At 68.1% G+C, this 14,858-nt stretch carries 13 protein-coding genes and 1 tRNA gene; 5 read left to right on the plus strand and 9 right to left on the minus strand.

Annotation, left to right across the window (positions count from 1 at the left end; genetic code table 11):
- Nucleotides 1–87: 87 nt before the first annotated feature.
- Nucleotides 88–1,509, plus strand: coding sequence for a basic amino acid/polyamine antiporter (locus ACMZ91_RS17060; RefSeq protein WP_149909443.1), 1,422 nt, complete (start codon nt 88–90; stop codon nt 1,507–1,509).
- A gap of 133 nt (nt 1,510–1,642) precedes the next feature.
- Here ACMZ91_RS17060 and ACMZ91_RS17065 read toward each other — a convergent pair.
- The 8 genes from ACMZ91_RS17065 to ACMZ91_RS17100 all read right to left on the minus strand — a co-directional run bounded on the left by ACMZ91_RS17065 (nt 1,643) and on the right by ACMZ91_RS17100 (nt 8,533).
- A tRNA-Asn gene (locus ACMZ91_RS17065) sits at nt 1,643–1,719 on the minus strand.
- Nucleotides 1,720–1,741: 22 nt separating this feature from the next.
- Nucleotides 1,742–2,212, minus strand: a complete 471-nt coding sequence (rlmH, locus tag ACMZ91_RS17070) for a 23S rRNA (pseudouridine(1915)-N(3))-methyltransferase RlmH (RefSeq protein ID WP_005418108.1) — start codon at nt 2,210–2,212, stop codon at nt 1,742–1,744.
- 64 nt (nt 2,213–2,276) lie between these two features.
- Nucleotides 2,277–2,687, minus strand: coding sequence for a ribosome silencing factor (gene rsfS, locus ACMZ91_RS17075; protein WP_005418109.1), 411 nt, complete (start codon nt 2,685–2,687; stop codon nt 2,277–2,279).
- A 58-nt stretch (nt 2,688–2,745) separates the two neighbouring features.
- On the minus strand, nt 2,746–3,411 hold the full coding sequence (nadD, locus tag ACMZ91_RS17080; RefSeq protein ID WP_414577659.1) for a nicotinate-nucleotide adenylyltransferase: 666 nt from the start codon (nt 3,409–3,411) through the stop codon (nt 2,746–2,748).
- A 3-nt stretch (nt 3,412–3,414) separates the two neighbouring features.
- Nucleotides 3,415–4,452, minus strand: a complete 1,038-nt coding sequence (gene holA, locus ACMZ91_RS17085; protein WP_032128985.1) for a DNA polymerase III subunit delta — start codon at nt 4,450–4,452, stop codon at nt 3,415–3,417.
- Between the two features lie 9 nt (nt 4,453–4,461).
- A complete protein-coding gene (locus ACMZ91_RS17090) occupies nt 4,462–5,046 on the minus strand; it encodes an LPS-assembly lipoprotein LptE (RefSeq protein WP_032128984.1) in 585 nt (194 codons plus the stop codon).
- Nucleotides 5,047–5,182: 136 nt separating this feature from the next.
- Nucleotides 5,183–7,825: a leucine--tRNA ligase gene (gene leuS / locus ACMZ91_RS17095; protein ID WP_032128983.1), complete on the minus strand. Its 2,643-nt coding sequence runs from the start codon at nt 7,823–7,825 to the stop codon at nt 5,183–5,185.
- 105 nt (nt 7,826–7,930) lie between these two features.
- Nucleotides 7,931–8,533, minus strand: coding sequence for a DUF998 domain-containing protein (locus ACMZ91_RS17100; RefSeq protein ID WP_149909442.1), 603 nt, complete (start codon nt 8,531–8,533; stop codon nt 7,931–7,933).
- 125 nt (nt 8,534–8,658) lie between these two features.
- Here ACMZ91_RS17100 and trxA point away from each other — a divergent pair, with 125 nt between their 5' ends.
- From trxA to ACMZ91_RS17120, 4 genes are all read left to right on the plus strand, one after another.
- On the plus strand, nt 8,659–9,516 hold the full coding sequence (trxA, locus tag ACMZ91_RS17105) for a thioredoxin (RefSeq protein WP_164080895.1): 858 nt from the start codon (nt 8,659–8,661) through the stop codon (nt 9,514–9,516).
- A gap of 107 nt (nt 9,517–9,623) precedes the next feature.
- Nucleotides 9,624–11,324, plus strand: a complete 1,701-nt coding sequence (locus tag ACMZ91_RS17110) for a FecR family protein (protein ID WP_414577656.1) — start codon at nt 9,624–9,626, stop codon at nt 11,322–11,324.
- A complete protein-coding gene (locus tag ACMZ91_RS17115; protein ID WP_414577654.1) occupies nt 11,321–12,946 on the plus strand; it encodes a CHASE2 domain-containing protein in 1,626 nt (541 codons plus the stop codon). The genes ACMZ91_RS17110 and ACMZ91_RS17115 overlap by 4 nt, the downstream gene beginning before the upstream one ends.
- Before the next feature lie 75 nt (nt 12,947–13,021).
- Nucleotides 13,022–13,474 (plus strand): DUF4442 domain-containing protein, encoded by a 453-nt coding sequence (locus ACMZ91_RS17120; RefSeq protein ID WP_032128978.1) that lies wholly within the window; start codon nt 13,022–13,024, stop codon nt 13,472–13,474.
- Nucleotides 13,475–13,481: 7 nt separating this feature from the next.
- Here the strand turns inward: ACMZ91_RS17120 and ACMZ91_RS17125 are convergent, their stop codons facing one another.
- Nucleotides 13,482–14,798 carry a hypothetical protein gene (locus ACMZ91_RS17125; protein ID WP_414577653.1) on the minus strand — a complete coding sequence of 439 codons (1,317 nt, stop codon included), beginning with the start codon at nt 14,796–14,798 and terminating at the stop codon, nt 13,482–13,484.
- Between the last annotated feature and the right edge of the window lie 60 nt (nt 14,799–14,858).

The following is a 14,858-nucleotide window of genomic DNA, read 5'->3' on the forward strand; positions in this document are numbered from 1 at the left end:
GGGCCTTCGTCGTTCCGCCCCTTGCAGGCATGTTCACGGGCACATGGCTACCGTGTGCACGCGGCATCACCGCCGCAGGGGATCTGCATGGCCGCAACTTCGCAACGCCTGGGCCTGCCCGCGTTGACTGCACTGGTGGTCGGCTCGATGGTCGGCGCCGGCATCTTTTCATTGCCGCAGAACGTGGCGCGCAGCGCCGGGCCTGCCGCCGCGCTGATCGGCTGGGCCCTGAGCGGCGCGGGCATGCTGATGCTGGCCTTCGTATTCCAGGCGCTGGCCAACCGCCGGCCTGATCTCGATACCGGCATCTACGCATACGCACGCGAAGGCTTCGGCAACTACATCGGCTTCTCCGCTGCGTGGGGCTACTGGGTTGCCTCGGTGCTCGGTAACGCCAGCTTCTTCGTGCTGATCTTCAGTGGCCTGGGCCACTTCATGCCCGTGTTCGGCGAAGGCAATACCCCGGCCGCCGTGGCCGCATCGTCATTGCTGTTGTGGACCGTGCACCTGTTGGTGCTGCGTGGCCTGCGCACTGCAGCCATCGTCAATGGCCTGGTGACCGTGGCCAAGCTGCTGCCCATTGCGTTGTTCCTCATCCTGGCCGCCGGCGCGTTCCGCATGGACGTGTTCGGTGCCGATTTCCTGGGCACGCCCGCACTCGGCGATCTCGGCCAGCAGCTGCGCGGCATGATGCTGGTGACCGTATGGGTGTTCATCGGCATCGAAGGCGCCAGCATCTACTCGCGGCGCGCCGCACGCCGTGCCGACGTGGGTCGCGCCACGGTGATCGGCTTCCTCGGCGTGTGGCTGCTGCTGGTGCTGGTCAGCCTGTTGTCGATGGGCGTGCTGTCGCAGGCGGAACTGGCCGGACTGCCCAATCCGTCGATGGCCTATGTGCTGCAAGCCATTGTCGGCGAATGGGGCGCGACGGTGATCATCATCGGTTCGATCATCTCCGTTCTCGGTGCATTGCTGGCCTGGGTGCTGCTGTGCGCCGAAGTGCTCTATGCCGCCGCGGGTGACGGCACCATGCCGGCCTTCCTGGGGTGTGAGAACGCGCGCGGCGTGCCGGCCAATGCACTGTGGTTGAGCAACGGGCTGATCCAGTTGTTCCTGCTGCTGGTGCTGGTCAATTCCGGCAGCTATACCGGGCTGGTGCTGCTGGCCGCGTCGATGAGCCTGGTGCCCTACTTCCTGTCCACCGCGTTCGGTGTGCAGCTGGCCTGGCGTGGGCAGGCCTATGCCGGTGAACCAGGCGTGCGCTGGCGCGATTTCGTGGTCGCACTGCTGGCCAGCGCCTATGCGCTGTGGCTGGTGTATGCCGGTGGCCTGGACAACCTGCTGCTGTCGGTGCTGCTGTACGTGCCCGGTGTGGTGCTGTTCGCGCTGACCAGGCGCCAACGCGGCGAACAGGTATTCACGCGTTGGGAGGGGGTGCTGTTCGCTGCGATCCTGATCGTGGCGATCGCCACGCTGGTGGCGTTCTGGCGAGGCAATCTCGCGCTGTAGACCCGAGCCCACGCTCGGCTGGTTCATCCGCAGCAGCCGAGCATGGCTCGGCTCCACAACAGCAGTCGCGCAACCTCGACGCTACAAAGACGCAAAAAAAAAACCTGCATCTCGCGATGCAGGTTTTTCAAGGTGGCGCCCGAAGTTGGACTCGAACCAACGACCCCCTGATTAACAGTCAAGTGCTCTAACCGGCTGAGCTATTCGGGCAGACGACTAGTATAACCACTCTTCACGCGCGATGGTAGGGGTGATTGGCAATCATTGCGGCAGCCCGATACAGCTGCTCGGCCACCACCAGGCGCACCAGCATGTGCGGCAGCGTCAGCGGGCCGATCGACCACTTCTCATCGGCCAGCGCGGACACCTCCGGCGAATGCCCTTCCGGGCCACCGATCAGGAACGCCAGGTCCCTTCCCTGCCCGCGCCAGTGTTCCAGGCGCTGCGCCAGCTGTTCGGAACTGAGCTGGCGGCCCGGCACGTCCAGCGCCACCACATAGGCATTCTTCGGCAGCGCAGCGATGACCCGCTTGCCTTCATCTTCGGTGGCGCGACGCGGATCGCGCCCCTTGCCACGCAGGCCGGGCTCGATTTCCACCAGCTCGAACGGCAGCCAGTGCGACAGCCGCTTCTGGTACTCGGCGAAGCCCTGCGCCACCCAGCTGGGGGCGCGTTCACCGGTGGCGATCAGGCGGGCTTTCATCAACGGTCCTCCAAAACGTCGACGGCGCCATCGGCGCCGTCGAAGGGATGCATCAACGCGTGGCTCAGGCCACTTCGTCGTCGCTGGACGGCGGCTGGTCGCCGACGGTCCACAGGCGCTCGAGAGCGTAGAACTCACGCACGCGCGGCAGCATCACATGGACGATCACGTCGCCCAGATCGACCAGCACCCACTCGGCTTCGCGCTCGCCTTCCACGCCCAGCGGCATCACGTCGATGTTCTTGGCGAAGCGCACGACTTCGTCGGCAATCGACTTGACGTGGCGGGTCGAGGTGCCCGAAACGACGATCATGTAGTCGGCAACGCTGGACCGGCCGCGCACGTCGATCTCGACCAGGTCCTTGGCCTTCAGGTCTTCGGTGGCTTGGCGGACGCTGGCCAGCAGTTCCGGCACGGACGGCGGCGGGCTGGGCAGATCGACCTTGATGGTCTGGGGCTGGGTCTGGTTGCTCAAAGTGGATCGACTCGATAAACGTGGGGGCGATTATACGGGGATGGCGCCGCTGCGCCATTCACGGCCTGCCCGGGCGGTACAGCCCGTGTGCAGCCACATAGTCCGCCACGCCGGGTGGCAGCAGGGCGCGCCAGGGGCCGCCGGCGGCGATCTGCGAGCGCACGGCGCTGGCCGATTCCTCGCGCAGCGGGTGGTGCAGGCGCAGGATGCGCCCGGCCGGGCTGGCGAACAGGGCCTGCTCGGTGTCGGCCCAACGCCCTTCCAGCGCCCGGCCCAGCTCGCCATCCACCGCGGCCTGCAACGGACTACCCGGGCGCTCCGCCACCACGAAATGAGCCAGCCCGAACAACGCCTCCCATTCGTGCCAGCGGGACAGGCCAAGCAGGCTGTCGGCGCCGACCAGCCAGGCCAGCGGCCGGCTCGGCCCCAGCTCGCCGCGCAGCTCGCGCAGGGTGTCCACGGTGTAGGACGGCCGACCGGGGAAACGCGCCGCGCGTTCCAGCTCGCGGCGGTCCAGCAGCAGGCCTGGTTCGTCGCCGATGGCCAGCGACAGCATGGTGCAGCGCTGCTCGGCCGTGGCGCCGGGCACGGCACGGTGCGGCGGATCGGCCGCCGGCAGCATGCGCACGGCAACCTGCAGTTCGTCACGGGCAGCCCGCGCGATCGCCAGGTGCCCGAGGTGCACCGGATCAAAGGTGCCCCCGTAGTAGATCCGCAGGCTCATTGCTCAGGCCCGCGCCAGCAGGCGCACGGCACGCGGTTCGGCCACAGCCACCAGCAGGCGCTCCAGCGCCAGCCAGGCATCGCCGTCGGCGCGCCCCTTGGCGATACGGTCGACCAGTCCCGCTTCAGCCACGAAGCGCTCCCAGCGCTTGCTTTCCGGATGCCGCTGCAGCGCGCGCTTGTACGGCGCCTGCCGCGATTCCCAGATGCCGCGCGATTTCATTTCGGCGGCCAGGTTGCCACCCCGGGCCTGCACCCGGGCCAGGCCAGCACCGGCCAGCAGCTCGCGGATCACCATCGGCATCAACGCAGCCACCGCCTCACCCTCGCCTCGCAGGCCGGCCAGCATGCGCAGCACCGCCGGCGGTTGCCCGGAGAATGTCGCCTCCACCAGCCGGAACACGTCATAGCGGGCGGCGTCGGCCACCAGCGACTCCATGCGCTCCACATCCAGCGGCTGGCCATCGGCCAACAGCGCCAGCTTGTCGATTTCCTGGGCGGCAGCCAGCAGGTTGCCTTCCACCCGCTCGGCCAGGCGCTGCACGGCGGCCGGGTCCGCGCGCAGGCCCTTGCCACGCAGGCGGCGCTCGATCCAGTCCGGCAGTTCGTGCGGCTTGATCGCCCACGCCACCGACAGCACGCCGATGCGGTTGACCGCTTCGGCCCACTTGCCCTGGTGCGCCTTGCTCCATTCGTTGGCGGTGATCATCAACACCACGTCCGGCGCCGGATTGGCGCAGAACTGGCTGATCACCTCGGCACCGTCCTTGCCCGGCTTGCCGCTGGGCAGGCGCACCTCGACCAGGCGACGGGCGCTGAACAGGCTGGGGGCATTGAAACTGGCGTCGAGCTGGTTCCAGTCGAAATCACGCCCATCGGCGTCGAACACTTCACGTTCGCCAATGCCCGAGGCGCGTGCACGCGCGCGGATGGCGTCGGCCGCCTCCAGCACGCGCAGCGTTTCCGGGCCGGCAATCAGGTAGACCGGCGCCAGCGCGGTATCAGCGCCCTGGCTGGCCAGCTGCTCCGGACGCAGTTCCATGCGCGCGGCTCAGTGCTTGGCTGCGGGGACCGGCTCGGCCGGTACCGCGCCTTCGATCGGCTTGTCCTTCGGCGCCGACAGGCTGCCGCCCTTCTCGATCTCGGCACGCACCACGCTGTCGATGCGGCGGATGATCGAGGCGGACATTTCCCGGCGCAGTTCATTGGCCAGGATTTCACGTTCGGTGGTGGTACCGGTGGCGTCGGTCGGCGGCGACACGTAGTCGCGCGACAGCTCGATCACCTGCTGCGGCACCAGTTCGCTGCCGTCTTCGCGACGGAAGATGAAGATCACCGCGTAGCGCAGGCTGTATTCCTGCGCACGGCCCTGCGAGTCGATGGCGATCGGCAGGTCGCCCCAGCGCTCGGACAGTACCTGCAGCTGGGCGCTGGGCTCCTTGCTGTCCTCATCGGCCAGCCTGGCGCCGGAGGCCAGCAGGCTGCGGTTGAGCAGCTTGACCAGTTCGCTGTACGGCGCAGTGGAAACCACCTTCACCGGTGCCGTGTCGGTCGGCAGCATCAGCTTGTTGCGCAGATGGAAACCGCAGCCGGCAAGGCCGAGGACAAGAACGAGGGCAAGCAGGATTCGGGTCATGGAGACAGTCTGGCGGAGCCGGGCGATCACGGCAACACACAGCGTGCCCGAAGCCGCGTGAATGCAGGGCCATCAAACGCCGGGCCCTGCACCGGAATGGTACCGGCCACCACGCGGGTGGCCGGTACGGGGTACATCAGGCGGCGACGATGTTCACGATCTTGCCCGGCACGATGATGATCTTGCGCACCGTCAGGCCTTCCATGAACTTGGCCGCGTTGGGCTCGGCCAGGGCCAGTGCCTCGACCTGCTCGCGCGCGGCGTCGGCCGCCACGTCGATGGTGCCACGCAGCTTGCCGTTGACCTGCACGGCCAGGGTCAGCGCGTCGCGCACCAGCGCACCGGCATCGGCCTGCGGGAACGGCTGGTCTTCCAGCAGGGTCTCGCCATGGCCCAGCACCTGCCACAGGGCATGGCTGGCGTGCGGGGTGATCGGGTTGAGCAGCAGCACGATGGCCTGCAGCGCTTCCTGGCGCACCGCGCGCCCCTGCGCACTGCCGTCCTCGAACTTGGCCAGCGCGTTCATCAGTTCCATCACCGCGGCAATGGCGGTGTTGAAGCTGTGGCGGCGGCCATAGTCGTCACCGACCTTGCCGATGGTCTCGTGGGTCTTGCGGCGCAGTGCCTTCTGGTTGGCATCCAGTGCTGCAACATCCAGCGCCGGAGCGGCGCCATCGGCGGCATGCTTCTGCACCTGGGCCCACAGGCGGCGCAGGAAGCGGGCCATGCCATCCACGCCGGCTTCGTTCCACTCCAGCGACTGTTCCGGCGGCGCGGCGAACATCGAGAACAGGCGCACGGTGTCGGCGCCGTACTTGTCGACCATCGCCTGCGGGTCCACGCCGTTGTTCTTCGACTTGGACATCTTCTCGGTGCCACCGACCACCACCGGCTGGCCGTCGGCGATCAGGGTCGCGCCGGTGATGCGGCCGCGCTCGTCGCGCTGCACTTCCACATCGGCCGGGTTGATCCAGTCCTTCGAGCCATCCGGGTTCGGGCGGTAGTAGGTCTCGGCAATCACCATGCCCTGGCACAGCAGATTGCGCGCCGGTTCGTTGCTGTCGACCATCCGCGCGTCGCGCAGCAGCTTGTGGTAGAAGCGGAAATACATCAGGTGCAGGATCGCGTGCTCGATGCCACCGATGTACTGGTCGACCGGCAGCCAGTAGTTGCCGCGCTTGTCGACGGCATCACGGGCACCCGGCGAGGTGTAGCGGGCGTAGTACCAGCTCGACTCCATGAAGGTGTCGAAGGTGTCGGTCTCGCGCTCGGCCGCGCCGCCGCAGTCCGGGCAGGTGGTCTTGCGCCATTCCGGATCGGTCTTGATCGGCGAACCGGTACCCGAGAATGCCACGTCCTCCGGCAGCACCACCGGCAGCTGTTCTTCCGGCACCGGCACCGCACCGCACTTGGCGCAATAGATCACCGGAATCGGGCAGCCCCAGTAGCGCTGGCGGCTCACGCCCCAGTCGCGCAGGCGGTAGTTGACGCGGCGCTGGCCCTGCGCCTTGCGCTCAAATCGTTCGGCCAGGGCTTCGAAGGCACCCTGGAAATCCAGGCCATCGAACTCGGCCGAGTTGACCAGCTCGAAGGCACGGCTCTTGTCGCTGTACCAGTCCTGCCAGCGGCTGCCATCCCAGGTGCGCTCTTCTTCGGTGCGCGCATCCTTCAGCGCGATCACCTGCTTGATCGGCAGGCCGTACTTGTTGGCCACTTCGTTGTCGCGCTGGTCATGACCCGGCACGGCCATCACCGCGCCGGTGCCGTAGCCCATCAGCACGAAGTTGGCGACCCACACCGGCACCGGCTCGCCGGTGACCGGATGCAGCGCACGCAGGCCGGTGTCCATGCCGCGCTTTTCCTGGGTTTCCAGTTCCGCCTCGGACACGCCACCCTGCTTCAGGTCGGCCAGCATCGCGGCCAGTTCCGGGTTGTTCTTCGCCGCATGCAGCGCCAGCGGATGTTCGGCGGCGATCGACACGAAGGTCACGCCCATCACGGTATCCGGACGGGTGGTGAACACGCGCAGCGGATCCAGCACGCCGCCGTCAACGTCACGTACGTCGAACTGGATTTCCAGGCCCTCGGAGCGGCCGATCCAGTTGCGCTGCATGGTCTTGACCGAATCCGGCCAGCCGTCCAGCTCGTCCAGGCCGTCCAGCAGCTCCTGGGCGTAATCGGTGATGCGCAGGAACCACTGCGGAATCTCGCGCTTCTCGACCAGGGCGCCGGAGCGCCAGCCGCGGCCGTCAATCACCTGCTCGTTGGCCAGCACGGTCTGGTCGACCGGGTCCCAGTTCACCACCGCATTGCGGCGGTAGGCCAGGCCCTTGCGCATCAGGCGGGTGAACATGCGCTGCTCGTGGACGTAGTAGTCCGGGCGGCAGGTGGCGAACTCGCGCGACCAGTCAACGGCATAGCCCATGGCCTTGAACTGGCCACGCATGTGCTCGATGTTCTTGTAGGTCCAGGCCGCCGGTGCGGTCTTGTTCTTGATCGCGGCGTTTTCCGCCGGCAGGCCGAACGCGTCCCAGCCCATCGGCTGCAGCACGTTGTGGCCGGTCATGCGCTTGTAGCGGCTGATCACGTCGCCGATCGTGTAATTGCGCACGTGGCCCATGTGCAGCGCACCGGACGGGTACGGAAGCATCGACAGGCAGTAGTACTTCGGCTTGTCCGAAGTCTCGTCGACTTCGAAGGCACGGGTGGCGTCCCAGTACTGCTGGGCGGCGGATTCAACCTGCTGCGGGTCGTAGGCGTTGGTTTCAGCGCTGGTCATGGAACACGCGGATGCGGCGGCAAAGCGGTACAGCGTACCGCAGTGCGGCAAACGTCTCCAATCCCGCCCGCTGAAGGCCGGCTCCGCGAGCGCCCGAGGCCGGTCTCAGCGCGGCCGCGACAACGGCAGGGCCAGGGCCAGCCAGGCCGTCCAGCAGGCGAACGCAAGCCGTTGTGCCAGCGGCGCCGCCAACACGCCCTGCAGGGCAAACGCCGCCAGCGCGGCCAGTACGCCACAGGCGAGCGCCACTGCGCCCAGCGCGCGGCCATGCGCCTGGCGCAACTGCGACGTGCCCAGCAACAGGGTCCCGGCAACGAAACCCAGCACCCAGATCATCCAGGCGCTGGCATGCAGCTGGCTGGCCGGCCCGTGCAGGTCATCCACATCCAGCGGCAGCAGCCCCATCGCGGCGAACGCCAACCCGGCCAGCAGCAGCATCTGGCTGCCCACCCGGGGCGCCCAGCCGGCGGTTGCCGACAGCCCACGGCGCAGGCACTCGGCCACAACCACCGCCAGCAGGCCCGGCAGCACCAAGCCCAGCAGATTGAAGGCCAGCGCATGCGGCACCCCCTGTGCTCCCAGCAGCGCCACCGGGTGGCGAGCCTGTGCGTAGCCATCCAGGCCGGCGCCGAAACCGAGCACCGCCAGCACGAACAGCAGTGCGGCGACCAGACCGGAGAGGCGCAGCAACGGGGACAGGGACGACATGCAGGCTCCGGAAAGGGCGGCGACAGGAAGGCGGCATTGTCAGGCATTTACTACAACCCGGGTTGAGACCGGCATCGATCGTCACCATAGAATCAGTCTCCAGACGCCAAACGATGCTTCCCCCCATGACCGAGACGACCTACGTATTCGACGCCACCACTGCGACCTTCGAGGCCGAAGTCCTGCAGAAGTCGCTGCAGACGCCGGTGCTGGTCGACTTCTGGGCCACCTGGTGCGGGCCGTGCAAGACCCTCGGGCCGATGCTGGAAAAGCTGGCTGCCGAGTACAACGGCGCCTTCGAACTGGCCAAGGTCGACGTCGACAAGGAACAGCAGATCGCCGCCGCCTTCCAGATCCGCTCGGTGCCGACCGTGTTCCTGGTCAAGGGCGGCCAGCTGGTGGACGGCTTCCCGGGGGCCATCCCGGAAGGCCAGCTGCGTGAATTCCTGGCCCAGCACGGCATCGTGCCGGCCGACATCGGCGACGCCGTCGCCGAAGACGAAGCGCCGCTGGACCCGCAGGCGCAGGTGGACGTGCTGCGCGCGCAGATCGCCGCCGAGCCGGACAAGGACGAGCTGAAGCTCGACCTGGCGCTGGCCCTGCTGCAGATCGGTGGCGTGGATGAAGCCGGTCTGCTGATCGATGGCCTGCCCGCCAACCTGGCCACCGACGACCGTGCCGTGCGTGCACGCGCCCGGCTGTCCTTCGCCTCGGCCCTGAAGGACGCCCCGGCCGCCGAAGTGCTGGACGCGCGCATCGCCGCCGATGGCAAGGACCTCAAGGCACGCCACCTGCGTGGCGTACAGCTGCTGCTCGGTGGCCACGACGAAGCCGCGCTGGCCCAGTTCCTGGAAATGCTGCGGATCGACCGCACGTTCGAGGACGGACTGCCGCGCAAGGCCCTGATCGACGCCTTCAATGTGATCTCCGACGAGGACCTGGTCGGCCAGTACCGCCGCCGGATGGCCTCCCTGCTGTTCTGAACGGGAACCCACTTCGTTCAGAATCCCTGCACTGAACGCGGGCAATAATGCGCGGGATGGCGGCCGTACGGTCGCCACGATCCGTTCGGGGGGATGAGGTCGGGGCCATGGGGTCTTGCAGCTGCGCCCCCGCATTGCCGGGATTGCAAACTGTGACCTTCGTCCGCTCGCTGTCGTTCGCCATGCGCTTCCAGGGCGCGCTGCTCTGCGCTCTTCTCTTCCTGCCGGCCATGGCCGCCGCCCAGGACTGGAACTACCGGGTCCGTCCCGGCGATACCCTGTGGGATCTGGGAGGCCTGTACCTCAAGCCCTCGGTGCGCTGGCAGCAGCTGCAACAGCACAACCGCATCGACAACCCCTACCAGCTGCCGCCGGGGCAGCTGCTGCGCTTCCCGATCAGCTGGCTGCGCATCGAACCGGCACCTGCCCGCGTGCTGTCGGTGCGCGGCAAGGTCGAACTGTCAGGTGCCGATGGCAGCGCCTCGCGCGCGATACTCGCAGGGGAACAACTTCGCATCGGTGACACCGTGCAGACCGAAGGCGACTCCAGCGTCACGCTTGAATTCGCTGACGCCTCGCGCCTGCAGCTGCGCGAGTACTCCCGGCTGCGCCTGGACCAGCTCAGCCGCTACGGCCACACCGGCATGGTCGATACCCGCCTGCGCCTGCAGCAGGGCCGCGCCAGCAATCGGGTGACACCTGCCCGTGGCCCAGCCTCGCGCTACATCATCGATGCACCTACGGCGACCAGCAGCGTGCGCGGCACCGTCTTCCGGGTCAGCGCCGGTGACACCGGCCAGGTGGCTGCCACCGAAGTACTGCAGGGCAAGGTCCAGGTCGGCAACACCCACGGCAAGCGCCTGGTCCAGCCTGGACAGGCCAGCCGCAGCAGCAGCGCCGATGCCGCACCGGACGCTGTCTCCGCCCTTCTTCCAGCGCCGCAGCTGCGTAGCGACGAGGTGCGCCTGGCGCCCCTGCCGACCCTGCTCGCCTGGGACCCCGTCGACGGCGCCGCGCGCTACCGCGTGGAAGTGGTACAGGCAGCGACACCGGAAATCCTGCTGTTTGCCGCCACCACCGCCGACACCCGGCTGGCGATCGGTGACCTGCCCCCCGGCCAGCTGCGCATCCTGTTGCGCGCGGTGGATGCGCAGGGCGTGGAAGGCCTCGACGCCAGCGCCGATTTCGAACTCAGCGACCAGCCCCCGCCGCCGCTCACCGTGGCCCCCCTGCATGGGCAGACCGTCAACAGTGACCGCCCGCGCTTCCGTTGGAGCCAGGCGCCGGGCGCGCGCAGCAGTGTGCTGCAGATCGCCACCGAGCCGAGCTTCGTGCAGCCACTACAGGAACAGAGCACCCCAGGTACCGACCTGCGCCTGGCGCAGCCGCTGCCGCCCGGCAAGTACTTCTGGCGGGTGGCGTCGCGCGACGGCAACGGCCATCAGGGCCGCTACGGCCAGGCCCTGCCCCTGCAACTGAGCAATGAACCGGTCGACCCTGCCCTGCAGCCGCCTGAGGCCGCGCATGGCGAACTGACCCTGCGTTGGCAGGCCGGCAGCGAAGGCCAGCAGTACCGGGTGCAGGTGGACCGTCGTGGCGACTTCAGGGCGCCCCTGGTCGACCAGACCGTGAGCGAGCCGCAGGTCAGCTTCAAGCGGCCGTGGAGCGGCACCCTGCATGTGCGTGTGCAGTACATCGATGACGATGGTCATGCGGGTGAGTACTCACCGGCCCAGCAGATCAAGCTGCCCTGCCGCCTGTGCTACGGCGCCGGTGGTGGTGCCCTGCTGCTGTTGCTGTTGTTATGAGGCGCTCGCCGCTGCCGTGGCCGAAGCGGATCCTGCTGGCACTGCTGGCCGGGGTGCTGACGGTGATCGCCAGCCAGGGCCAGTGGCTGTGGCGACAGGACGAAGCGGCCTACGACGCCATGGTCGGCAACTGGGACTACCGCCCCGACCCCAGCGTGCTGATCGTGGCCATCGACGAGGGCAGCCTGCAGCGCATCGGCCAATGGCCCTGGCCCCGCTCGATCCATGCCCGCCTGCTCGACCGGCTGACCGATGCCGGTGCCGAGCGCGTCGCACTGGACCTGATGCTGTCCGAACCTGATCGTCGCGACAGCCGCCAGGACGATGAACTGGCCGCCGCGATACGCCGCAACGGCCGGGTGGTGCTGCCGGTACTCGCGGCACCGGCCGCCGGCGACCGCATGGCCGAGGAAATGCTGCCGATTCCGCAGATCGCGGCCAGTGCCGCAGCGATCGGCCACACCGATGTGGAAGTGGATGGCGATGGTGTCGCGCGCGGCGTGTACCTGCGTGCCGGCATCGGCCAGGCCCACTGGCCAGCACTGGGCCTGGCGCTGGCCGACCTGCCCGCGGGCGCGGTGCACGGCCTGCCCGACCCCGACCCGGAGATCGGTTCGCCCTATCAATGGCGGCGCAACGACTACGTGCGGGTGCGATATGCCGGACCGCCCGAACGCCTGCCGCAGGTGTCCTATGCCGATGTGCTGGATGGTCACGTGGACATGGCGATGCTGCACGGCCGCCGCATCGTGGTGGGCATGACCGCCAGCGGCATCGCACCGCGGCTGCTGACCCCGACCACCCGCGAGTTCTGGATGAGCGGCAGTGAGTACCAGGCCAACATCGCTTCGATGCTGCTGCAGCACAAGCAGATCGACCTGCTGCCCCGCCTCTGGCAGCACGCCATCAGTGGCGTACTGGTGGCACTGTGCGTGATCCTGCTCGGCCTGCGCCTGCCATGGCTCGCGGCGCTGTGCTCGCTGCCGCTTCCACCGCTGCTGAGCTGGTTGCTGTTGCGCGCCGGTGACCTGTGGTGGGCTCCGGCCAGCGCCATGCTGGGCATCCTGCTGGTGCTGCTGGCCTGGGCGACCTGGCGCGTCTCGGCCTGGCACCGCCTGGCCAACCGCGATGCGCTGACCGGTCTCGGCAATCGCCTGCGTTTCGAGCAGTCGCTGCAACAGGAATGCGATGCCGCGCGACGCAGTGGCAAGTCCTTGAGCCTCGCACTGATCGACGTTGACCATTTCAAGCGCCACAACGACCGCCACGGCCATCAGGTCGGCGACCGCGTGCTGCGCGATGTTGCACGCCTGATCGGTGCGCATGCGCGACGCCCTCGCGACATGGCCGCGCGCTACGGTGGCGACGAGTTCGCACTGGTGCTGCCCGATACCCCGACCGAGGGCGCGCGCCAGGTCATCGAGGACCTGATCGCCTGCGTGCGTGCACTGCCGGCGCCCGGTGACGGCAGCGAAGCAGGCGTCACCCTCACCATCGGCGTGTTCACCCGCGTACCCGACGGCACGCTGCAACCACACCATTTCGTCGAAGGCGCCGACACCGCGTTGTACCAGGCCAAGGCCAACGGCCGCGACGGGTATGTCATCGACGGCGAGGCGTGACCCTCGCCGCCCGGGGTGCAACATACGCATGCGAATGGTTAGACTGGGCGCCTCGCCCTGCGCCCCCGGACCCGCATGAACGCCCGCCTGTTCCGCTTCGGTATCAATCTCTGGCCGCCGTTCCTGTTCACCGGCATCCACGTCACCCGGGTCTCGCCGGACTACCGGCAGATCGACGTCGAACTGCGCATGCGGCCCTGGAACCGCAACTACGTCGGCACGCATTTCGGCGGCAGCCTGTTTGCGATGACCGATCCGTTCTGGATGCTTGGCCTGCTGCACATCCTCGGCCGCGACTACTACGTGTGGGACCGTGCCGGTGCCATCGATTTCCTCAAGCCCGGCAGAGGCACCGTACGTACGTCGTTCCGCATCGATGACGCACTGCTGGACGAACTGCGCGCCGAAGCCGCCGCTGGTGACAAAGTGCTGAGATGGTTCAGCAATGATGTCGTCGATGAAAGCGGCGAGGTGGTCGCCCAGGTGCGCAAGCAGGTCTACCTGCGGTTGAAGCCACACGCACGCTGAGCGCGCATCAGTCGCGTCCCGCAGCAGTCGAAGCCGATTCCTTCTGCAACGGCACCGACAGCCACGGGTTCTCTTCAGCGCTGCGCGCTGGAGAGCGACGCGGCACCTGCAGGTGGCGGCCGTCGGCCGACAGCTGCGGCGCCCGCACCGGCGAGCGGAACTGCACCGGCAGCCGCTGCAGTGCGTCCACCGGATCATCCGTCTGCTGCCGCAGCCAACGCTGCGCCCCCAGCAGCCGCACCATCGCCGCGGCATCCTGTGGCCGTGACGAATAGGCAGGATAGATCGGCGCGGCGATATCGGTCAGCACGCAGCCCATGACGTTCGACAGGCAGCCGAAGTCATGCTGCGGTGGCGCCGGCACTGGCAACGGGCGATCCGCTTCCAGCGCCGATGTGGCTGCCGCGCCACAGGCCCAGCCAAGATTGCCGGCCACGCGGGCCAGGGTGCTGCTGCGATCCAGCACCAGCACGCCGCCGAACTCCCGCGCCGATGTCTCGATCGCCGCCCGGCTCATCGCGTACTCACCCTGCATGGCACGGCACAGGCTCTGTTCCTCGGCCCGCAGCGGCTGCATGGCCTGTTCGCACTCCGCCGGCAAGGGGTGGTCGGCCGGCAGTTCGACCAGCATGTCGGCCAGCAGCTGGGCATTGGCCTGCACCAGGCTGGCACCGATGATGCTCTCGACCAGATAGCTGCTGCCGGGCAACAGCCGCCGGCCCAGTTGCAAGCCACGGCAGGCACCTCGCAGGGCACCGTCGATATCGCCCTGCACGTACGCCAGCGCGCGTGCACTGGTGGCGTCCATCACCACGCCATAGGTCGGCAATGGAACCAGAATGCCCTCGCCCTTCGGCGGGAACGGCGACATGAAGTAGTCCGCTTCGGCCAGCTGATCCAGCCGCGCATGCAAATGCTGGTGGCCGGCGTGGGCCTCCACGAAGCGTTGCGGGTCCGCGCGGACCTGGGCGAGGCAGCCGCTGGCGGCCGGCCCGCAACTGGCACCGGGACGCGAACGCAGCTCGGCATGGTTGGCCACCAGGTGTGTCTGGCCGCCGCTGCTGCCCCGCAGGTCGGCCTCCCAACGGCGCACGTCCTCGGCCAATGCCTGCTCGCGCTGGCGGGCATCCAGATCGTCGAACGGCAGCGTCCACAACAGGGCATAACCGTTGTGGCCAGTCGCCGGCAGGCGTGCTTCCAGTCGCTGCTGCGCCTGCAGCCGCGATTGGGGCACCGGCCACATGCGCGAGGCGCACCACACCACGATGGCCAGCACCAGCAGGCCTGCCAGGGTCCAGCCCAGTCCGCGCAGAATCTTCAACACAGCTTCCCTTCCATGTGCCGTTGCCGCAGTCGATTCCCCAGCGTAATCGACCGGCAGTGA

It is taken from the genome of Stenotrophomonas sp. FR024, from assembly GCF_047500745.2.
In the GTDB taxonomy this organism is placed as follows: domain Bacteria; phylum Pseudomonadota; class Gammaproteobacteria; order Xanthomonadales; family Xanthomonadaceae; genus Stenotrophomonas; species Stenotrophomonas maltophilia_A.